This window comes from [Borrelia] tanukii (genome assembly GCF_030439725.2).
GTDB lineage: Bacteria > Spirochaetota > Spirochaetia > Borreliales > Borreliaceae > Borreliella > Borreliella tanukii.
In genome coordinates this window covers 789,506-811,871 of sequence record NZ_CP124034.1, presented here as the reverse complement: position 1 = coordinate 811,871, position 22,366 = coordinate 789,506, and the positions used below count along the sequence as shown (strand labels likewise).

Annotated in this window: 22 protein-coding genes, 1 tRNA gene and 1 pseudogene; 19 read left to right on the top strand and 5 right to left on the bottom strand. The window is 27.0% G+C overall.

The genetic code is table 11. The features are described from left to right. Positions 1 to 26 precede the first annotated feature (26 nt). The 8 genes and pseudogenes from QIA27_RS04410 (at position 27) to QIA27_RS04375 (ending at position 7,999) form a co-directional block, all read left to right on the top strand. Positions 27 to 908 (top strand): divergent polysaccharide deacetylase family protein, encoded by an 882-nt coding sequence (locus QIA27_RS04410; protein ID WP_301354179.1) that lies wholly within the window; start codon positions 27 to 29, stop codon positions 906 to 908. Then, positions 905 to 1,946 (top strand): annotated as a pseudogene (gene tsaD / locus QIA27_RS04405) (tRNA (adenosine(37)-N6)-threonylcarbamoyltransferase complex transferase subunit TsaD). The gene QIA27_RS04410 and the pseudogene tsaD overlap by 4 nt, the downstream one beginning before the upstream one ends. Then, entirely contained in the window at positions 1,921 to 2,715 is a 795-nt protein-coding gene (locus tag QIA27_RS04400; RefSeq protein ID WP_301354177.1) for a PfkB family carbohydrate kinase, read from the top strand. Before tsaD ends, QIA27_RS04400 begins: the two are co-directional and overlap by 26 nt. 144 nt (positions 2,716 to 2,859) lie before the next feature. Continuing rightward, a complete protein-coding gene (gene murG, locus QIA27_RS04395) occupies positions 2,860 to 3,951 on the top strand; it encodes an undecaprenyldiphospho-muramoylpentapeptide beta-N-acetylglucosaminyltransferase (protein ID WP_301403667.1) in 1,092 nt (363 codons plus the stop codon). After that, entirely contained in the window at positions 3,948 to 4,436 is a 489-nt protein-coding gene (locus tag QIA27_RS04390) for a CvpA family protein (RefSeq protein WP_301354174.1), read from the top strand. The genes murG and QIA27_RS04390 overlap by 4 nt, the downstream gene beginning before the upstream one ends. A 10-nt stretch (positions 4,437 to 4,446) precedes the next feature. Further along, complete coding sequence (locus tag QIA27_RS04385; protein ID WP_301403666.1) at positions 4,447 to 5,493, top strand: hypothetical protein; 1,047 nt, start codon at positions 4,447 to 4,449, stop codon at positions 5,491 to 5,493. Beyond that, positions 5,490 to 6,638 (top strand): two-component system sensor histidine kinase NtrB, encoded by a 1,149-nt coding sequence (locus QIA27_RS04380; RefSeq protein WP_301403665.1) that lies wholly within the window; start codon positions 5,490 to 5,492, stop codon positions 6,636 to 6,638. Before QIA27_RS04385 ends, QIA27_RS04380 begins: the two co-directional genes overlap by 4 nt. Positions 6,639 to 6,640: 2 nt before the next feature. Continuing rightward, a complete protein-coding gene (locus QIA27_RS04375) occupies positions 6,641 to 7,999 on the top strand; it encodes a sigma-54-dependent transcriptional regulator (protein ID WP_301403664.1) in 1,359 nt (452 codons plus the stop codon). Positions 8,000 to 8,255: 256 nt separating this feature from the next. Here QIA27_RS04375 and QIA27_RS04370 read toward each other — a convergent pair whose 3' ends face one another. Continuing rightward, on the bottom strand, positions 8,256 to 9,143 hold the full coding sequence (locus tag QIA27_RS04370; protein WP_301354169.1) for a LysM peptidoglycan-binding domain-containing M23 family metallopeptidase: 888 nt from the start codon (positions 9,141 to 9,143) through the stop codon (positions 8,256 to 8,258). A gap of 110 nt (positions 9,144 to 9,253) precedes the next feature. Here QIA27_RS04370 and QIA27_RS04365 point away from each other — a divergent pair, with 110 nt between their 5' ends. Continuing rightward, positions 9,254 to 9,583 (top strand): nucleoside triphosphate pyrophosphohydrolase family protein, encoded by a 330-nt coding sequence (locus QIA27_RS04365; RefSeq protein WP_006068843.1) that lies wholly within the window; start codon positions 9,254 to 9,256, stop codon positions 9,581 to 9,583. A gap of 39 nt (positions 9,584 to 9,622) precedes the next feature. Further along, positions 9,623 to 10,477, top strand: coding sequence for a DUF368 domain-containing protein (locus QIA27_RS04360; RefSeq protein WP_301354167.1), 855 nt, complete (start codon positions 9,623 to 9,625; stop codon positions 10,475 to 10,477). Positions 10,478 to 10,493: 16 nt separating this feature from the next. Here QIA27_RS04360 and QIA27_RS04355 read toward each other — a convergent pair. From QIA27_RS04355 to QIA27_RS04345, 3 genes are all read right to left on the bottom strand, one after another. Further along, a tRNA-Leu gene (locus QIA27_RS04355) sits at positions 10,494 to 10,577 on the bottom strand. 67 nt (positions 10,578 to 10,644) lie between these two features. After that, on the bottom strand, positions 10,645 to 11,304 hold the full coding sequence (locus QIA27_RS04350) for a hypothetical protein (RefSeq protein ID WP_301403716.1): 660 nt from the start codon (positions 11,302 to 11,304) through the stop codon (positions 10,645 to 10,647). A 46-nt stretch (positions 11,305 to 11,350) separates the two neighbouring features. Continuing rightward, a complete protein-coding gene (locus QIA27_RS04345; protein WP_301354165.1) occupies positions 11,351 to 11,947 on the bottom strand; it encodes an ATP-dependent Clp protease proteolytic subunit in 597 nt (198 codons plus the stop codon). Between the two features lie 205 nt (positions 11,948 to 12,152). Here QIA27_RS04345 and QIA27_RS04340 point away from each other — a divergent pair, with 205 nt between their 5' ends. From QIA27_RS04340 to QIA27_RS04315, 6 genes are all read left to right on the top strand, one after another. Next, positions 12,153 to 13,220: an NAD(P)/FAD-dependent oxidoreductase gene (locus QIA27_RS04340; protein WP_301403663.1), complete on the top strand. Its 1,068-nt coding sequence runs from the start codon at positions 12,153 to 12,155 to the stop codon at positions 13,218 to 13,220. A gap of 190 nt (positions 13,221 to 13,410) precedes the next feature. Then, positions 13,411 to 14,370, top strand: a complete 960-nt coding sequence (locus QIA27_RS04335) for a ribonuclease Z (protein ID WP_301354160.1) — start codon at positions 13,411 to 13,413, stop codon at positions 14,368 to 14,370. 8 nt (positions 14,371 to 14,378) lie between these two features. Beyond that, positions 14,379 to 15,308, top strand: a complete 930-nt coding sequence (locus QIA27_RS04330; protein ID WP_301354157.1) for an ABC transporter ATP-binding protein — start codon at positions 14,379 to 14,381, stop codon at positions 15,306 to 15,308. Then, complete coding sequence (locus QIA27_RS04325; RefSeq protein ID WP_301386535.1) at positions 15,305 to 16,039, top strand: ABC transporter permease; 735 nt, start codon at positions 15,305 to 15,307, stop codon at positions 16,037 to 16,039. Before QIA27_RS04330 ends, QIA27_RS04325 begins: the two co-directional genes overlap by 4 nt. Before the next feature lie 4 nt (positions 16,040 to 16,043). Next, complete coding sequence (locus QIA27_RS04320) at positions 16,044 to 17,552, top strand: GldG family protein (RefSeq protein WP_301403662.1); 1,509 nt, start codon at positions 16,044 to 16,046, stop codon at positions 17,550 to 17,552. Between the two features lie 16 nt (positions 17,553 to 17,568). Next, positions 17,569 to 18,582 (top strand): DUF4340 domain-containing protein, encoded by a 1,014-nt coding sequence (locus QIA27_RS04315; protein WP_301354152.1) that lies wholly within the window; start codon positions 17,569 to 17,571, stop codon positions 18,580 to 18,582. A 234-nt stretch (positions 18,583 to 18,816) separates the two neighbouring features. On the opposite strand, the gene QIA27_RS04310 is transcribed toward QIA27_RS04315, so the two are convergent. Beyond that, positions 18,817 to 19,950 (bottom strand): hypothetical protein, encoded by a 1,134-nt coding sequence (locus tag QIA27_RS04310; protein ID WP_301386533.1) that lies wholly within the window; start codon positions 19,948 to 19,950, stop codon positions 18,817 to 18,819. A gap of 102 nt (positions 19,951 to 20,052) precedes the next feature. Between QIA27_RS04310 and QIA27_RS04305 the strand changes: the two genes are divergently transcribed. The 3 genes from QIA27_RS04305 to QIA27_RS04295 are packed head-to-tail and all read left to right on the top strand — an operon-like array spanning position 20,053 to position 22,358. Next, entirely contained in the window at positions 20,053 to 20,511 is a 459-nt protein-coding gene (locus QIA27_RS04305; RefSeq protein WP_301354148.1) for a septum formation initiator family protein, read from the top strand. A gap of 6 nt (positions 20,512 to 20,517) precedes the next feature. Next, positions 20,518 to 21,498, top strand: a complete 981-nt coding sequence (locus QIA27_RS04300) for an ABC transporter permease subunit (RefSeq protein WP_301403661.1) — start codon at positions 20,518 to 20,520, stop codon at positions 21,496 to 21,498. After that, complete coding sequence (locus QIA27_RS04295; RefSeq protein WP_301403660.1) at positions 21,498 to 22,358, top strand: ABC transporter permease subunit; 861 nt, start codon at positions 21,498 to 21,500, stop codon at positions 22,356 to 22,358. Before QIA27_RS04300 ends, QIA27_RS04295 begins: the two co-directional genes overlap by 1 nt. Positions 22,359 to 22,366 lie beyond the last annotated feature (8 nt).

Here is a 22,366-nt window from a genome sequence, read left to right as displayed (position 1 = left end):
ATCTACTTTTAAGTCAGTGGTCATGAATGTTTATATTTTATATTAAAAAAAACAAGTTTATTATTGTAATTTTTACTATAATTTCTATTGTTATTGCAACAACTCAAGCATTTGCAAGTTTTTTCTATTTTAACAACAATTTAAAAGTTGCAAATGCACCACTTAAAGACAGGTCTCAAAAAATACAAAAAGACAACTTAATAGCAGAAAATAACAAAGAAAATAAAAAAGCCGAAATCAAACCTAAGTTTTACTTAATAATCGACGATGTGGGTTATGATGAATTTATGTTAGAACAATTTATAAAACTTAATCTTGAAATAAATTATGCTATTATTCCATTTTTACCAAAATCAATGAGTCTATACAAAAAACTAAAAAATAATAACAAAACCGTAATAATACATTTCCCAATGCAATCAAAACATAGAAATTCAATAGAAAAATTCCATATAAACATAAAAGATAAAAAGGAAGAAATACACAAAAAAATCGAAAAAACATTTAAAATGTATCCTGATACAAAAATAATGAATAACCACATGGGTAGCTTAATCACCTCAAATAAAGACTTGATGAAAATCATTTTGACAAAGCTTAAAGAGATTGACAGATATTTTTTCGACAGCGTAACTATTGCAGGAAGCGTACCAGAAACAATAGGCAAAGAAATTGGAGTTAGAGTAGAAAAAAGGGACATATTTCTTGATAGCAAAGACACAGAAGAGTCCGTACTCAAAGAGCTTGAAAAAGCAAAAAATATTGCCAGAAAACATGGAATAGTAAAAGTAATCGGGCATATTTGGTCTAGAAACACACTAAAAGTCCTCAAAAAAGAAGAGCCTAATTTAAACCAGGAATTCGAATTTGACAACTTATTAAATCTTTACGAGGAAACAATCAGATGAAAGTACTTGGAATAGAGACTTCTTGTGACGACTGTTGCGTAGCTGTAGTAGAAAACGGCATTCACATTTTAAGCAATATAAAATTAAATCAAAAAGAACATAAAAAATATTACGGTGTAGTACCTGAAATTGCCTCAAGGCTTCATACAGAAGCTATTATGTCTGTTTGCATAAAGGCACTCAAAAAAGCAAATACTAAAATATCTGAAATTGACTTAATAGCTGTAACATCTAGACCTGGACTTATTGGATCTTTAATAGTTGGATTAAACTTTGCCAAAGGTTTAGCAATTTCATTAAAAAAACCTATTGTTTGTATTGACCACATCTTGGGTCATCTTTATGCCCCTTTAATGCACTCAAAAATAGAATATCCATTTATATCATTATTATTAAGCGGCGGACATACATTGATTGCTAAACAAAAAAATTTCGATGATGTTGAAATACTTGGAAGAACTCTAGATGATTCTTGCGGAGAAGCCTTTGACAAAGTAGCAAAACATTATGATATGGGATTTCCGGGAGGTCCAAACATCGAACAAATATCTAAAAATGGAGATGAAAACACATTTAAATTTCCAGTTACCACCTTTAGAAAAAAAGAAAACTGGTATGATTTTTCATACTCTGGACTAAAAACAGCTTGCATACACCAACTCGAAAAATTCAAAAGCAAAGATAATCCGATAACAAAAAATAATATCGCTGCAAGCTTTCAAAAAGCTGCCTTTGAAAATCTAATAATTCCACTAAAAAGAGCAATAAAAGATACTCAAATTAACAAATTGGTAATAGCAGGTGGTGTTGCAAGCAATTTATACTTAAGAGAAAAAATAAATAAGCTTAAAATACAAGTTTACTACCCCCCTATTGATCTTTGCACGGATAATGGAGCAATGATTGCGGGGCTTGGATATAATATGTATTTAAAATATGGAGAAAGTCCAATTGAAATTGATGCAAATTCAAGAATAGAAAATTATAAAAACCAGTATAAGGGGAAAAAATAGTGAAAAGAATTTTAGCAATGCATGATATTTCAAGCATGGGAAGAACATCTCTTACAGTATGCATACCAGTAATATCTTCGTTTAATATGCAAGTGTGTCCTTTTGTAACAGCTGTCCTTTCTGCTTCCACAGCTTATAAAAAATTTGAAATAGTGGATTTAACTGATCATTTGGAAAAATTTATCAAGATATGGAAAGAGCAAAATGAACATTTTGACATACTCTATACGGGATTTCTGGGAAGCGAAAAGCAACAAATAATAATAGAAAAAATGATTAAATTGATAAAATTTGAAAAAATTGTAATTGATCCTGTATTTGCTGACAATGGAACAATTTATTCTATATTTGACAATAAAATAATTAATGGATTTAGAAAGATAATAAAGTATGCAAACATAATAACACCCAATATCACAGAGCTTGAAATGCTAAGCGGAAGCTCACAACTTAATAACAAAGATGATATCATAAAGGCAATATTAAATCTTGATACAAAAGGAGTGGCGGTTGTTACAAGCGTCAAAAAAGGAGATCTTTTGGGAAACATTTGCTACAATACTAAAAACAACGAATACTCAGAGTTTTTTTTAGAAAAACTAGAACAAAATTTCAGCGGAACAGGAGATTTATTTACTAGCTTGCTTATAGGATACCTGGAAAAGTTCGAAATAGAACAGGCTTTAGAAAAAACAACAAAAGCTATTCACTTAATAATAAAAGATTCAATTAAAGAAAATGCTTTGAAAAAAGAAGGGGTTCAGATTGAAAATTTTTTAAAAAATACATTTTGAATTTAAATTTCATTAAATTCAATTTTAAAGATTGAATCGATTTTTTAGTACAAAGGCGATATTTGCAGTGCATTATATTATTAAAAAATGTAAAAAATCTATTACAAAGAAAATGCTTTATTATTTTTATGAGTAAACAAGTATATGACAAATAAAAAAATAATATTTTTTACCGGAGGGGGAACTGGAGGCCACGTATTTCCAGGAATATCCATAATACAAAAATTAAAAGAATTTGACACAGAAATTGAATTTTTTTGGATAGGTAAAAAAAATTCTATAGAAGAAAAATTAATAAAAGAACAAAATAATATTAAATTTATTTCAGTTCCGTGCGGAAAGCTTAGACGCTATTTTTCTTTTCAAAACTTTACTGACTTTTTTAAAGTAATACTTGGAATAATAAAAAGCTTTTACGTTTTAAAAAAATATAAACCTCAGATTATCTATGCAACTGGGGGATTTGTCTCAACTCCTACAATTATTGCATCTAGCTTGCTAAAAATAAAAAGAATAACTCATGAAATGGATCTAGATCCTGGACTTGCAACAAAAATTAACTCTAAATTCGCAAACAAAATACACATAAGCTTCAAAGAAAGTGAAAAATACTTTAAAAACCACAAAAACATTATTTACACGGGATCTCCTATAAGAAAAGAATTTCTAACTCCAAATCCCAAAATCATCAAACAATTAACTCAAAGTACTAATAAACCAATTGTTAGCATACTTGGGGGCTCTCTTGGAGCTAATGCTTTAAATAACCTTGCACTCTGTATTAAAAAGGATGTTGAAATTTACTTCATCCATCAATCAGGAAAAAACTTAAATGACCAAAGAGAAAACAATTATTTAAGAAAACAATTTTTTAACGCAGAAGAAATGGCAAGCATAGTTCAATTCTCCAATATAATTATAAGCAGAGCTGGGGCCGGGGCAATAAAGGAATTTGCGAATGCTTGCGCATGTGTAATTTTGATTCCATTCAAAAAGGGCTCTAGGGGGGATCAAATTAAAAATGCAAAATTACTAAAAAATCAAAATGCTTGCATTTATATAGATGAAGATGAAATTTTAAATACAAATATTTTAAAAATTATAAAAGAAACTTTGAAAGATAGAGAAAAAATCAATTCTCTCAAAGCAAATATCAAAAAATTCAATAATAAGCATTCTTCAACTTTAATAGCCAAATTGCTAATAAAAGATATTAAGGAGACAAAATCCAAATGATAGTAAACGATCCTGTAAAAATAACCGGAATAGTAGACATATTAATAATAATAATTTTTACATCTTTAGGATTTAGAGGATTTTTAAGAGGATTCATTAAAGAAATTGGCGGATTTGCTGAAGTTTTTGCTTTAATAATCCTGCTTTACAAAAAAACTGAAGAGTTTAGAAAACTGGTTGAACCTATTATTGAACTATCCTACATTCAAGCATTACTTGTATTTTTCCTGCTCATACACATAGGATTTTTAATACTACAATCCTTACTAGAATCAATAATAAGCCAACTTAAATTATTATTCTTCAATAGAATGCTGGGTTTAGTGCTTGGTTTACTTGAAGCTTTTGGAATAATTGCAATTGTAGTTTACATAATACACTCACAACAAATATTTAAGCCTGAATATTTTCTAAAAGAAAGCAAACTCCTTGATTATTTAAACCCCGGAATAAACTATCTCTTTAAAATTCCAAAAACAAAATAAGGAACCAACAATGACAATACTTCCAAAGATTGCCAAAGACATAATAAATGCATATGATCAAAAAATATTGCCAAATGCTATTCTTTTACTGGGAGAAAAGTTTTCATCAAAAAAGACCAGCGCAATTGAGCTTGCAAAAAAAATATTAAACGGAAAAAACTTAACAAACCCCAATTTGCTAATTTTCTCAAATCTCGATACAACAGAAGCAAAAGCACATCTTTCTACAAATTCATATACGATAGTAAACAAATACTTAGAATACATTAAAACTGTAATTTTTACCAAATGCTATTTCAGTAATGAAAAAAATTTGAAAAAAATAGAGAAAAATATTAACTACATTAATTCTGTTTATTATAAAAAAGAATATAATATAAACATAATAAATGAGATTATAAAAAATATAGAAAACATAAACAAAGAACTAAATCATAGTATCACTGTTTCTGATGTAAAAAAAATTCAAACGTGGATTTTTTCTGAAAAAGAAAAACCAAAGGTAATCTACATAAACGAAATCGAAAATTTATCATTTAATGTACATAACTCACTTTTAAAAATACTAGAAGAGCCTCCTTCAAACATTTACTTTATCTTAGCAGCAAGAAATAAAAACAAAATACCAAAAACAATACTTTCAAGACTTAGAATCTACAATTTCACAAAACCAGATAAAAACTTAGGAATTCAAAGATTCAAAGAAAGCTTTCTAATAGACAAAAATATAACAATTGAGGAATATTTTGCCTCATTTTACAAAGAAGAAAGTAAAAAAATAAAAAAAGAATTGGCAAAAATTTTAAATATAATAAAAGAAAAAAAATCCATATTTAATCTTGAAAAAGTTGATTTTATAAAAGATGATCAAAGCTTTAAAATATTTTTAAACGAACTTACAATTAACATTAGAAAAGATTTTTTAGAAAACAAGATGAATATTAATCAATATCTCAAATATACAGAACATTTGAAAAATATTTACAAATATCGCCCTTATAATCAAAATAAAAAATTAATAATAGAAAATTTGATGCTAAATTACGAGGAGATATGAATAATTTTTTTAAAAAAGCTTTAACAAAACTAAACAAATTGTCTAATGAGCAAAAAACTAAATTTATTGAACAAATTTACAAAAAAATAGAAATATATGACGGAATATTTGCATCAATTAATGAAGGCATAATTGTGCTTGACAAACAAAACAACATAATCTATTCAAACAAGATTTTATACCAAATTTTAGCTTTAACATCTAAATCAAAAATAGAAATTCTTGATGACATTCAAATTCCAATCTTAATAAATTTAATAAAAGAACTAGTTAGAACAGAAGATAGAATAATCGGATTAGAAGTTCCAATCTCAAACAACATATATATTAAAATTTCATTTATGCCTTATGTTAAAGAGAAAAAACTTGAAGGCAACATTATTTTAATAGAAGACATTAAAGAAAAAAAGAAACAAGAAGAACTGTTTAGAAGAGTTGAGGCTTTAGCCTCTTTTACAAGGCATGCAAGAAATATTGCTCATGAAATCAAAAACCCGCTTGGAGCAATCGATATAAATTTACAACTTCTGAAAAAGGAAATTAAAAAACAAAAAATAAAAAACGGTAAAGCTGAAAATTATTTTAAAGTCATAAAAGAAGAAATAAACAGAGTAGATAAAATAGTAACAGAATTTTTATTAACTGTCAGACCAATAAAAATTAATTTACAAGAAAAAGACATTAAACAAGTAATAAACAGTGTATGCGAATTGTTAAATCCTGAATTAGAAAACAAAAACATAAAATTATTGCTTAATTTAAACAAAACAAGCGATATCCTCATTGATGAGAAACTATTAAAACAAGTTATTATAAACATCGTCAAAAACGCAGAAGAAGCACTACTTGAAACAAAAAAAGAAATCAAAAAAATAGAAATTTGCCTTTTTGAAAAAGACAATAAAATACATATCAACATAAAAGATAATGGAAACGGGATAAAAGATGAAGTAAAAGAAGAAATATTTAAACCTCAATTTAGCACAAAAGAAAAAGGAAGTGGAATAGGTCTTACCATCTCTTATAAAATAATAAAAGAGCTTGGGGGTGAAATTTTTATGGAAAGCAAAGAGAATAAAGATACTATTTTTACAATTACACTTCCTAAACTAAATAAAAAAAATATTTTAATTGAAGGGTATTGAAAATGAGCAAAATACTTGTAGCTGATGATGAAAAGAATATTAGAGAAGGAATTGCCACTTATCTTGAAGATGAGGGATATTTTGTTTTCACTGCTAGCGACGGAGAAGAAGCTCTTGAAACAATTGAAAATGAAAATCTTGATGTAATAATATCTGACCTGAGAATGCCTCAGATATCTGGAGAAAAATTGCTCAAAATAGTTAAAGAAAAAAACTTAGAAATACCTTTTATTATTTTAACGGCCCATGGAACAGTTGATTCTGCTGTAGATGCTATGAGAGAAGGTGCTTACGATTTTTTAACAAAACCCTTAGACCTTGAAAGACTTTTGCTAATAATAAAAAGATCATTAAATAAAAAAGAAAATAACGAAGATGAAAATGGCAATTTAGAAAATATACTGATAAAAAAAGATTTAAAATACTATGAAAAAATCATGGGAAAATCGCTACTAATGCAAAAAATTTTTGAACTTGTAATAAAAATAGCAAACTCAAATGCATCTGTTCTTATAACAGGAGAAAGCGGTGTTGGTAAGGAAATAATAGCAGATGCTATTTTTGATCTTTCAAATAGGAATGACAAACCATTTATAAAAGTAAATTGCGCTGCACTTTCTGAAAGCATACTTGAAAGCGAACTTTTCGGCCATGAAAAAGGAGCATTCACTGGTGCAATTTCCCAAAAAAAAGGTAGATTTGAACTTGCAAACAAAGGTACAATTTTTCTTGACGAGATAGCAGAAATTTCACCTGAAATTCAAGTTAAACTTTTAAGAGTACTTCAAAACAAAACCTTTGAACGTGTTGGGGGAGAAACCACAATTAAAGTGGACATTAGACTTTTGGCTGCAACAAACAAAAATATTGAGGAAGAAATTAAAAAGGAAAAATTTAGAGAAGATTTATTTTATAGATTAAATATCATTAATATAAACATACCGCCTTTAAGAGAAAGGAAAGATGACATATCCTATTTAACAAACATTCTAATAAAAGATGTCGCAAAAGAAAACAATAGAGAAGAAAAAACTCTTTCTAATGATGCAATGAAAGCTCTCTATTATTACGATTGGCCAGGAAATATTAGAGAATTAAAAAATGTACTTGAAAGCGCATTAATATTATCAAAAGGTAAGCAAATCACTAAAGAAGATTTACCGGCAAAAATCAAGAATAATGAAAATCTTACATTTAAAATAACACTACCAATAGGAATAAGTCTAAAAGAGGCTGAAAAAGAAATAATAAAACAAACACTTTTTCATTCCAAAAACAATAAAAGCAAATGCGCCGAAATATTAAAAATAGGAAGAAAAACTTTACATAATAAAATAATCGAATATCACATTGATCAATAAGATTTATTTCAAATTATTAAATTATAATCAATACAAAAAAATAATATTGCCTTAAGTTAAATGTATAGTTTTGAAACCAAAAAATTTTTTAATATCAATAATTATATTAAAATGAAACACTTTCTTTAAAAACTTGAGCACAAAAGTGTAAAAATATTTTTATTAGACAAATAATTATACATCATTATTTATTAATAATCAATACAATTTAATAATATTGTATTTAGCTAACTGTAACTTAGCCTTACTTTTAAAATTACTTTAAAACCCTTAAAGGATTAATAGGAATATTTTTTTTTAATATTTCAAAGTGCAAATGAGGCCCTGTTGAACGTCCCGTTTGCCCCACCCTTCCAATAAATTCACCTGATTTAATTAAATCTCCTGTCTTTACAGAATATGAATTTAAATGTCCATAAAGAGATTTGATATTATTTTTGTGACCAACTACAACAAAATTACCATAAAGATCATTGTATCCAACTTCAATAACTATTCCAGAAGAAGAGGAATACACTTCCGTATTCATTGGAGCTGCAAGATCTATTCCCGTATGAAAACTTTTATTACCAGTGAAAGGATCATTTCTAAATCCAAAATCAGAACTAACAATAAATTTTTTTAAAGGAAAAATAAAATTGGAATTCAAAAAAAAAAGTAACTCTGTACCTGAAAAAAGTCCAAAATCTGGATTCTTGGCAAAATCAAAAAAATAAAACTCATAAACTCTGTCGTTTCTTTTGATTTTTACTTTTTCGGCTTTAGTAAGATCTCTTGTTGCTAAAAGCAAATTATTAAACCTATAATCTTTGCTATCAAAAACAAAAACTCCTTTTTTACTAGGAATAAGAATCTCTTGCCCAACACTCACAAAAGGAGAATCCAATAAATTAACAGTAGCAATGCCAGACTGCCATCCATTTATTTTATTAGCAATTTTAAAAAAAGTATCTCCTTTTTTAACTTTATATAAGTAAAAAAACAAAGGAATATGTTCTTTTTTATTATATTTAAAAACTTTACTTTTAAGATCAGAAAAAACAGGATCTTTTCTTGAAAAATTTTTTATTTCTGGATAAGAAAAAACACAAATTATTTTCAAAAAAAAGAAAACTACTTTAAATAACAAAAAAATTTTACTCATACTGCAAATTCTTTTACGCTTAATGAATCAAATATAATAAAAAACATAAAAATAATAAATCATGTTTGGACTTGCAAATAATAACAAACTGTAATAAACTGTCTCTCAACATGGAACTAAACGAATACCAAGAAAAAGCAAAAAAAACTGCTAAGTACAAAAATAAAAAAGAAGAATTAATTTTAACAACACTTGGCCTTGCTGGTGAAACTGGAGAAGTTGTTGAAAAAATAAAAAAATTGGGAAGAGACAAAAATTACATTATTGATGATGAGTATTTGATGTCAATTAAAAAAGAGCTCGGGGACGTTTTATGGTACTTGTCAACTTTAAGCAATAATTTAGGCATTACACTTGAAGATGTTGCCCTTACAAACCTAAAAAAAATAAAAAAGCGACATGAAAATGGAACAATAAATGGTGAAGGTGATGACAGATAAAACATTCAAATCAAAAATACTTAAAGTCTAAGAATAAAAATGCTTAATATTTATATCAAGGGAATTTTACTTGGAATTGCAAACATAATCCCAGGGGTTTCTGGGGCAACGCTGGCTTTAATACTAAAAATTTACTACAAAATAATAAACTCTATTTCAGAAATCTTAAAACTCACAGAAATTAAAAAGAATTTAATGTTTTTAACTATTTTGGCAACAGGAATGTTAACCTCAATATTATTGGCTGCAAAAATATTTAAAGCTTACATCTTTGACAATGGAATAATAGAAGCATTGCTAATAGCGTTTTTTATAGGATTAACATTTGGAAATATGTTGACACTAAAACCAAAAATATACATAAAAGAAATAAATAGTAATACAAAAATATTAAAGCATTTGTTGTTTTTTATTGGCATGGCCATTATTGTACTTTTCTTAATTATCAAAGAATCTAATATACAATTACAAAGCACAATACCTAAAGACAAAAACTCAATAAAATATTACCTATTATTAATATCCTCTGGAACAATTAGCGGAGCATCAATGATCTTGCCAGGAATCTCAGGATCAGCAATGCTTTTGCTGCTTGGTTTTTATAAAGAAATAATACTCATTATATCCGAATTTAACATTGCTCTTATTACAATATTTGCAACAGCTGTAACAATAGGAATAGTTACATCAATATTAATAATAAAGAAAATAATAGATAATCACTTAAATGATTTTATTTATTTATCAAGAGGTCTAATTTTTGGATCAATTTTACAAATGATATTAATAGTATTGAAATTAAATTTTAAAATCAGATTCACATCTTTTGCATCTTTAGGAATATCATTTATGTTAGGAATGCTTATAAGCAAAAAAATAGCTGAAAAATGTTAATGAAAAACTTTGGGAATACCGAAGACCGGACTTGAACCGGTACGGAGTTTCCTCCTCAGGATTTTAAGTCCTGTGTGTCTACCACTTCCACCACTTCGGCATAGAATAATATAATAAATAATAATATATTATGATGTCAAGCTAAACAAGAAAATAAATCCAAAAACTCAATTGATAACTATTTTTTGAGGAAAATTCTCAATAGTATAATTGCTGTGCAAATAATCTGCAATTGCAAACATAAATGAATACAAAGAAACTCTAGCAAAAAAATTAGAAAAAACTCTAAAATCAATTTTATTCGCCAACATTGAAATATTGTTTGAATCATTTATTAAACTAAAAAATCCATTTTTGATTAATAAATCAAAAATAACAAATTCAGATTCATCTAAAATAAACATTAATTTATCTACTTTGGCTTTTAAATATAAAATTTGCTCACTAATTTGCAAACTAATAGTATTGTTAATAAAATTATTGCTTAAATTATAAACAACAATACCATGGCGCTTATCCTTAAATTTAAAATCAACAAGCAATCCTAATTTTAAATCTTCACAATCTTGCATTACACTTAAAACTTTAATATTTATTTTACGTTTAGAAAGAATACTAACAGAAAGTCCTTTCCCTTGATCAATAAAATAAGCATTCTTAAAAGTTCCAAATAAAACTCTATTATTAATTAGATCAAGAACATTTTTATTCTCAAGATTCTTAATAATTATTAAATCAAAACTTTGATCGAGAATATTATAAGCAGAATCCAATAATTCTTGAAAAGAATTATCATTTAAATTAAAATTTGCAACCTTAAGCTCCAAAACACTAAAATCTATATCTATAAAATTACAAGAAACAAATAAAACATTAAGCAGAAATAAACTCTTCAAGTTGACACTTTGTCTCAACAACTTCAAATACAAGTCCATATTTTTTTGCAGCACCACTGTCTAACCAAAAATCCCTATCAGTATCCTTTTCTATTTTAGAAATTTTTTGACCTGTTTCTTTTGAAATAATATTATTAAGCTCTTTTTTAACTTTATTTAACTCATTAGTATAAATCTCAATATCTGTGGCAACTCCTTTAAATCCACTCAAAGGTTGATGCAATAAATACCTGGCAAAAGGCAGTGAAAATCTATTTTCTAATTTTGCAGCCAAAAAAATTAAAGCAGCAGCGCTGGCAACAAGCCCTACTCCAACTGTAAAAACTTTGGGCTTAACAAAACGAATCATATTAAAAATAGCAAATCCAGCATCAATATCGCCTCCTTCTGAATCAATGTACACAAATATAGGCTTTTTAAAATCCAAGGTCTCTAACAATAATATTTTTTCCTGAAAAAGCCGAGAAACATCCTTAGTAATCTCGCCAGCAATCACTATTGATCTGCTCTTTAAAACTAATTTCAATGATTGATCATGCAAAAAACTAGCATTATCATCTTCTTTACCGGTCATAAAACATCCCTTATACAAAAACATAATGATATATTATAATTAAAAATAAAAGGTTTTTAAATGATAAGAAAGCATAAAAACTAAATAATTGCACCTAATTTCTGAAATCTGAAAAGCAAAAACCCAATAAATCTTTAATTAAACTTCATTATAATCAAAAAATACTCTAAATTTATAAATAAGTAAAATCAAAAAGGAGTTAATAATGCATTATGAATTTGCAGTTATTGGAGGAGGAATAGCAGGAAGCACCGTTACTTACGAACTGCTTAAAAGAAATAAAAAAGTAATTCTTTTTGATGATGAAAATACAAAAGCAACAATAGTAGCAGGTGGACTTATTAATCCTATTATGGGTAGAAAAATGAACATTGCCTGGAAAGAATCGCATATTTTTGAATTTGCAAAAAACTACTATCAAGAAATTGAAAAAACAATTAAATCTAATTTTTTTATAGAAAAAAATATCTTTAGACCATTTACTACCGAAAATCAAAAAAATGAACTGATTGATAAACTTGAAAATGATAAAAACATGACAAACTTTATTTTGAAAATAAAAAATGGAAAAATTTATGATTTCTCAAACGACTCTAACGGGGGAATGATAATAAAAGGCGCTAGGATTAATACAAAAATCTATATAAAAAATATTAAAAAATATTTAATCAAAAAAAAATCATACATAAAAAAAAATATCGATGAAAATAAAATTAAAATTGAAGAAAGTTTTTTCAAAATAGAAGATTTCAAATTTGAAAAATTAATATTTGCAAAAGGATATAAAGAAAAACTTAAAGGATTTTTTTCTTACCTCCCATTTGAGCCTGCAAAAGGCGAAATAATTATTCTAGAATGCAAGAAATTAAATTTTAAAGAAGTTTACAATAGACACGTATCTTTAATTCACTTAAAGGATAATAAATTTTACCTTGGGGGTACTTACGAATGGAACACCTGGAATACACTTACAAATGAATGGGCAAAATTAGAATTATTAGAAAAATTTAAAAAAATAACAAATCTAAAATGCAAAGTCATTGGCCAAAAAGCACACATAAGACCTTCAACTCTTGACAGAGAACCTTTCTTGGGAGAACACCCAAAGCATAAAAATATCTTCATATTAAATGGTTTTGGAACAAGGGGTATATCTATGGCACCATACTTATCCAATTTATTAGTTGACAATATTGAAAAAATTAACAAAATTCCAAATCATTATAATATTAAAAGATACGAAAAATATTACAATATTGTGCAACATTCTTAAAATCAAAATTTTTAAATCCATACTGACAAGCGATTTCATATCTTAATATTTCTAAATTCATAAAAAAATAATATAATGTTTAAGTTAAGCTAAAATAATTCTTATCCAAAGAGAAACTAAAAGTGAAGCAAAATTTATCAAAACAATTAAAATTAATTAACATTTTCAAAACAAACCAGGAGAATAATCTTTGGGATTCAACATTAACATTATAGGAACTGGGGGAACAAGACCTCTCCACAATAGATATTTGTCATCCGTACTAATTGAATACAATGGGGACAATTTTTTATTCGATTGTGGAGAAGGAACTCAAATGTCTTTAAGAAAACAAAAAATATCTTGGCAAAAAATAAAAATGATTTGTATTACACATTTACATGCTGATCACATTACAGGACTACTTGGAATAATAATGTTAATGTCACAAAGTGGAGAAACAAGAAAAGACCCATTAATAATAGCTGGACCTGTTGGAATAAAAAACTATGCAAAAACTAATATAGATATGCTTAAAATATATAAAAACTATGAAATAATTTATAAAGAAATAATCATAGATAAAACCGAAAAAATAATATATGAGGATAAAACAAAAAAAATTGAATACACTAGACTAAAACATTCAATAGAATGTGTTGGATATTTATTCATAGAAAAAGATAAACCTGGCAAATTCAACACAGAAAAAGCAGAAGAGTTAAATATCCCTAAAGGACCTATTAGAAAAACCCTGCAAGATGGAAAAGAAATACTAATAAACGGAAAAATTATAAAACCATCAGAAATACTTGGAAAATCTAAAAAAGGATTAAAAGTTGCGTACATTACAGATACTGGTTATTTTAAAGAGCTAATACAGCAAATCAAAAATTTTAACCTTGTAATAATTGAGAGCACATTTAAAAATGAGCTTAAAAAGGAAGCAGATAAAAAACTTCACTTAACAGCTGGTGGAGCTGCAAATATTGTCAAGCAAGCAAAAGTTTTACAAACAGGACTTATTCATTTTAGTGAAAGATATACATTAAGAAAAGATCTTGAAAACTTACTAAAGGAGGCAAAATTGGAATATCCAGATGGAGAAATTTTTTTAACAAAAGATGGGATGAGGCTTGAAGCAAGCAAAAATAATTTTATTATTAAATAGGAGGGTATATGATAAATGTAGAAAAAGTTAGCAAAATGTATGGCTCATTTACTGCGCTATTTAATGTTAGCTTTAAGGTTGAAGAAGGCGAAGTACTTGGCATACTTGGCCCAAACGGAGCCGGAAAGTCCACATTAATTAAAATCTTGACATCATTTCATTATCCAAGCAAAGGTAATGTAAAAATTTTTGAAAAAGATATTGTAGAGCATTCAAAAGAAATACTGCAACAAATAGGATATGTTCCTGAAAAGCTAGCTCTTTACCCAGAACTTTCTGTTAAAGAATATTTAAAGTTTATATCAGAAATAAAAGGTGTTAAAAAATTAAAAAAAGAAATTGACAAGGCAATAAGCATATTCAAATTAACAGAAGTTGAAGATAAACTGATTTCTCAACTTTCAAAAGGATTCAAACAAAGAGTAGGAATAGCTGGTGCTTTAATAAACAATCCTAAACTTGTAATACTTGATGAACCAACAAATGGTCTTGATCCAAATCAAATAATTGAATTTAAAGAATTCTTAAGAGAACTAGCAAAAGAAAGTACAATATTATTCTCTTCGCACATACTAAGCGAAGTAGAATCTATTTGTAAAAGAATAATCATTGTCAACAACGGAGTAATTGTTGCTGATGACACAAAAGAAAACATTATTAAAAATAAACTTAAAGAGATTGAAATAGAATTAATAGTTTCAAAAAACTCCGAAAATGAAAAAAAAATTTTCAATAGCAAAAATGATATTTTTACATTAATACAACTTGAAGAACACGAGAAAGACTTAAACATTTCATTAAAGCTATCTCAAGGCAAAACAGAAGAAGATCTTTTTAGCTACATAGTAAAAAATAATATAATCTTAAAAGCAATGATCCCAAAACATGAAAGCCTTGAAAAGATATTTAGCAAACTAACCAAGGAGAGAAAAAAATGAAAATAGATTTAAAGCAATCTTTATCGCTTTCTAAAAAAGAACTAAAAATATTATTTGGAACCCCAACTGCATACGTTGTGATGCTATTTTTTTTAATATTCATAAACTTTTCATTTATTTTTTTGTCAGGATTTTTCATTAAAGACAATGCATCTCTTACCTCTTATTTTTCTTCAATGCCTATTATTTTGATGTTAGTGCTGCCAGCGCTTAGCATGGGAGTATTCTCAGAAGAACATAAAACAGGGAGCATTGAACTTCTTTATGCCCTGCCGCTAAGCCCTCAAGAGATAGTCTTAGGTAAATTTATTACGCTTAAAATATTTACCTTAATACTATTCTCACTTACCCTACCTCTTACAATAATGACAATTTTCATGGGCGAATTTGATCTTGGAATAATATTGCTTCAATATCTAGGGATAATTCTTTATTCTCTCTCGGTACTAAGCATGGGAACATTTATTTCATCTATTACAAAAAGTCAAATAGTCTCTTACATTCTAACCGTATTTACACTGATATTAATACTATTTTCTGGGAAATTGGTCATGATCTTTGGAAAAGAAAATATAATAGGAGAAATGCTTAATTTTATTTCAATAACTAATCACTTTAGCTATTTTAATATGGGCATACTAAACTTATCAGACTTTATTTATTTTATTACATTCACAATCACGTTTCTAATACTAACCACACACAGCATAACGCTAAAAAAATGGAGATAAAATTATGAAAAATAAAGAAAATGAAGTTTTAAACCTAACTTTAAACCTTACAATAATCTTTTTGATTTTTTGCAATATATCTATTTTCATTTTTAAAATAGACTTTACAAAGCACAAAGCTTTTACAATATCCAAAGTTACAAAAAATTTGTTTTCAAATGCAAATGAAACAATATACATAACATATTACAATTCAGGAAGCCTTGAAAACTATTTTGCTTTTCCAAATCAAATAAAAAATTTTTTAATAAGTTTTTCTGATGCCTCAAAAGGTAAGGTAATTTATAAAGAACTTGATGCTGATAAAATTTCAACACCATTAGAGCACATTGGCATTCCTTCTCAGCAAATCGATTTAAGAGATATTAATCAACTCTCAATACTTAAAATATACTCAGGAATTGAAATTATTTACGAAGGAAAAAGAGAAGTAATACCGATTGTAACAGAAATCAGTAATTTAGAATATGACCTTGCAAATGGACTTGACAAGCTAATAAATAATACAAAAAAAGTTCTAGGACTTGCTTTTGGAGACAGCACTTTAAAAGAAGCACACAAAAACTTTTCCGAAATAATGCAAAAAGCATTTGGCATTGAAATAAAAGAAATAGATTTAAAAACTGAAAAATTAGAAGACATAAGAAAAGAAATAAATGGATTATTCATTATTGGTGCTAAAGAAATTGACAAAGAGATTGTAGAAAAAATTGATGATTTTATTGTTAACGATGGAAAAATATTTATTGCAACAAGCGCAATTGACTACAACCCTCAAAATCCATATGGCATAACTCCTATTAAATCTAAACTATTTGATCTATTTGAAAGTTATGGTATAAAATACAACGATGACATTATTCTTGACAAAAGAGCACCCACAATCTTTTTAGGCGGCAACTTCCAAACTTACTATCCATGGATATTAATAGACAAAAGTAATATTATAAAAAAAGATATGCCATTACTGAAAAATTTTTATAATGCTACAATTCCTTGGAGTAGCTCATTAGAGCTTGTCAAAAAAGATGCAACAGAAGTAAAATTTTTACCTCTCTTTGCAAGCTCTAAACAATCATGGCAAGTTAAAGAACCTAATCTTTCAAGCGTATCTTTAAATGCATTCGAAGTACCAAATAAATTTGATGAGAATAAGCTCAAAATGCTAGGATATGCGATTGAAGGAAAAATTAAAAGTCCTTATAAAGAACAATATTCAAAAAATTCTAAAATAATCCTAACAGGATCAAGTATGATATTTAGTGATTATATGTACAACGGTTCTCCATCAAACTTTGAACTATCAGGAAGAATTTCAGATTATTTAATGCAAAAGGAAGAATTTTTTAATATTAAGTCTAGAGAAGTGCGAGCTAAATTAAAATTTCCAAGCTCCTCAAACGAAATGGTCAATGCAAAGTTTTCATTAATAATTGTTAACTTAATTATTCTTCCAATAATAATATTAATATTTGGACTTGTTAGATTTACTAGAAAAAGAAAAGCAAATTAAGAATAAAGGAGTGTTTATGACAAAATCAAAAATATTCTCAATTAATAAAGAAAAAATAAAAATATTGATAATAATAGTGTTAACATCTACATTCTTATTGGGAATAATTTTTTCAAATGAAAATAAAGTAGCAAGGATTTTGGAAGAAAAATTTTTCAATTTTGACGTAAATTTAATTTCTAAAATTGAAACAGAACTTGAAGGAACGCTAACAAAACTTGGTAAAGATTGGATGCTAACATATAACAAACAAAATATTCCCGTTGACAATAAAAAAGTTAATTCTTTAATCAAAGCATTAGACGAACTTCAAAAAAATAAACTTGTAAGCAGGGATCAAAAAAAACACAAAGAACTTGGAATTGGGGAAAATCCAAGCTTCAAATTATTTGACAATAATAGCAAACTGTTAACAGAGATTTTTGTTGGGAAATCAGGAGAGGGTGATTCAAGATTGGCATACATTAAAGGTAGTGACGAAAACGTTTACTTAACAAAAAATATTTTTTTATCATATAAAGGTAATTCTTATAATACATTTTCAGATACTACATTATTTCAAGAAAAAAACACAAAATTAGAAAATTTATCATTCAAAATAATAAAAAAATTGAACAAAGAAAATGAAAATAATATAAATAATAACTATGAGATTACCGCTAAAGATGGCCTTTATTTTTTAAATAACCAAAAAATGCCAACGGAAAGGCCTTTAAATATTATTGCTGAATTTAAAGCTGATGGACTTGAAATTGATAAATCAAAAATAGACGACTATAAACTTCAATACAAAATTGAAGTCAAATGGAGCAATAAAAGTGTTAACAATATTGAAGTTTATCTTAATAAAAACGAAGAAAATGACAAAGACATATTACTCAAAAAAGATAAAGATGAATATTACTACATGACTAGCAAATGGACTTTTTTTGATGTATTTAACTTAGAAAAAAAATTAATAGAAAAAGATAATATTTCTAGCAATGATAATCAAGAAGATCACCACGAACATCACAACAATACAGATTAATCTTGCTATGTATTTAAAAAAATAAAAAGCAAAACATACAAAAATAAATATAATCAAAATGTAAGCATAAAAGTTAACAACATTTTATCAAAAGATAAGATGTTGTTTCACTTTACCAATAAGTTTATCTTTTAAAATTAACATGTTGGTTCAAATAAAAACATGTAGCTATTAAAAATTAACTTAAAAAGTTTATAGAAGAAAAATAAACTAAAATTTAAACGAATGGATTCTTTAACTTTTAGTAAGTAAAAATTTAACTTTTTTTAAAACTTCATACTCTTGTTTAATTTTAAAAATATTTCTATTAGGATTTAACTCAAGCTCACTTTCTACCCTATCAATGAAATTTATTAATACGGCTTTTTCATCGCTATTTAGCGCAACATTACTTAAAGATTCTTCAGCATTAAACTTGCTCACAACCCTTTCAACATTATTAAAATTAAAATGAGAAAAAGAAGGGTCCTCAGTTATATTTTGAGAACTGGGCTTTTCACAACTAGCAATATCATTACTTTGATCTTGATCTGCTTTATCTCCCAAATTATCATTCAAATTTTTCTCTCCATCATTAGATAAAGAGTCCTCAGCAAATTGAGAACCTAAATCCTCTTTTAAAATATTTTCAAAGTCATCAAATTCTTTCAACTCAAGACGTTCACCAGAACTCTCAAGAATCGTATCATTACCACTGTCCCCACGCTTGATGTTCCCATTCTCATCAATTAAATCTAAATGTTGTTTATTATCTACAAAATTTTCCAATTTTTCATTATGATTATTATTATTATTTAACTCAATCTTTTCTGCGGACACATTATCATTGCCAACATCAATGCCTTCTCTTTTAATAAAATCATTAGAAAAATTATCAGACACTTGTAAATTGCTAGTCAAATTCAAATCTCTATCTCTATCAAATTTAACATCGTGCTGAACTTCTTCACTTTCTTTTGGATAATTGATGCCTTCAAGCAGTGCATCTAATTCTTCTTGACCAATAGAAATATTAGGTAAATTGTCTTCTTTTTTAGAAAATGAGTCGTCAATATCAGACGACTTTTTTTCAAAATCTTTCAAATTGGAAGTACTAAAACCTCTTTGAACAAGCTTAAGCCCACTATCAAGCATTTCTTTTTCAACCCTCTCAACACGAAGCTCAACATCCTTTAAACAATTAATCAACTCCCCATGTCTTTCTTTTAATATGTCATCTAGTTTTAACAGTTTTTCATCTAAAAAATTTTTAAGATTATCTGAGTCCGTAGAAACAACATCAACAGACTCATTTCTTAAAAATACTTTTTCCATATCAAAATCAACTTCTTTGGGACCTTCTTTGATAAAAAAAATACTCTTCTTCACGTCAACCTTGCTCTCCAAACAAAACTATTCAATATAACTACAATCTAAATCAACTTTAACTACTTGTAAATATAGTATATTAAGAATATAATTACAAGTTATATGACCATTTATAAAAAAATTGCAATGTCTTTTTACTCGGGAATACTAAGCTACTTTATAATGGCTCCCATATTTGGAGAAAGAGGATTTGTTAATTATCAAAAATTGGACAACAACTTGACCTTAATAAAAAACCACATCGAAAAACTAAAAGAAATTCAAAAAGAATTAAAAGCAAGATATATTAACTTACAAGTATCTAAATCCGAAATTTTAAAAGAAGCCAACAAATTAGGCTACTACCCAAAAAACTCAACAGTAATAAAAACTAACAATAATAAAGATCAATATAATCAAGGCCAAATATTAACCCTACAAAAACCCCTTTCCAAGAATCAAAATTTTTACTTTATATCAATAGCAATAGGTTTAATTTATTATTTTTTATCAAGTTGCATTATCCAAACCAAAAAAAATACAAAAAGCAATAAACTTGCTTCCAACAACTCTAAGGATTAGTCTTTATTGAAAATATTTATTTTAAAAAATATAATATATTTATTAATTAATTTAATTTGTGCATCATTTTTTTGCGTATCGTTAGTAAATTTTTTTTCAAATGAACACCAGTATACTCCTTTTGTTAAAACAAATATCTTAAAAAGATACTTGCAATACATTGGAATATGCAAAAGTATAGAAAAATATACCTTAATACATGGCTTTAACCCTAAATCAAAATTAGAAAAAAATTGCTTTTTAAAGCATATAGCTGGCAATTCATATATAGTATACAAAACAAAAAATGAAGGAATACTATGGGGTGATTATCGATACTCTCTACTGAGCAAAGGAGCCCCAACCATTAAAATAATTTTTCAAAAAATATTCAATACTTTAAAAGTCTCAATTCCAGGCGCCTTACTCTCTTATATTGCAGCAATAGTCCTTATTGTAATTTGGAAAATTTACATAAAAAACAACCTAATAAATAATCTTTTAGAATATTTAATGCTATTACTACACTCCATGCCAAGAAACTTAACAGTATTTTTAATATTGTCTTTAATATATTACCTTAATTTAAATCCAAAAAATTTAATAATAGGTGGATTTGCATGGTTTTTTTCATTTTTCATATTTAATTCTGTAATTTTCAAACAATCTCTTGACAAAACTTTATCAGAATTTTACATAAAAGCTGCAAAATCAAGAGGAATAAATAAATTACAAATAATTTTAAAACATGCATTAATTCCATCAATAACGCCATTACTTACAAACATGAGACCCATTATCACAACTGCTTTTTTTGGAGCATCAATGATTGAATCAATGTTTGAAATTGATGGAGTTGGAGCCCTATATTTAAATGCTTTAAAATTCAACGATTATGCTATTTCTATAGATTTAATTTTTATTGGTGTTTTCATTATGCTTATTCCAAATATAATAACAGATATATTAATTTACAAAATTAACCCATATAAGGACACGCTAAGCTAATGAAACCAGACACAATAACAAAAAAAATTTATATCGTACTCTTTAGCATATTTATTGTATTGCTAATCATTACTCCAGCACTGATTAATGAAAATTCAAAAATTGCAATCTACAAAAAAGATCCAAATAAAGTTTATTTGAAATCTACCAAAAATATGCCTATGCCACCCACAAAAGATAATCCACTAGGAATTGACAAAAAAGGCAGAGATATTATGGCAAGACTAATAATTGCAACCAGAAATTCTATTCTACTTTCACTAAGCTACGCAACAATTTCCGCAATAATTGGAATCTTCATTGGAACAATAATTGGCATGTTTAGATTTGAAATTTGCATGCTAATTTCAAAACTAATCGAAGCATTACAAACGTTGCCCTTTTTTCATGTTGTATCTCTAGTTTTTTATTACTTTTTAAAACAAAAAACTTACAATATGCTTCAAACAGCAACACTATTGGCATTAATTCATGGATGGATTAGGTTTGCGTTTATTGCAAGAAACAATACATTAATAATAAAAAATTTGGATTATGTTAAAGCCAGCGAAGCTATAGGAGCAAGCAAAATTAGAATAATATTGCGCCACATTTTTCCAGAGGTATTCTCATCAATATCATCCATAATCCCATTACAAATGGCAAGAAGTCTTACCACTTTTGAGGTAGTAAGCTTTTTACAAAAACAAGACAAAAGTCTATACCCCAGTCTTGGAGAATTACTCAACTATATGGAAATGGGTAATAAATACCTGTGGATATGGATCAATCCCCTATTAATATTAATAGGTATAAATATAGTACTAGCAATAATAAATTTACAGCTGAAAAAAAAAATGAAACATTTAATATCATCTTAAATAAAAAA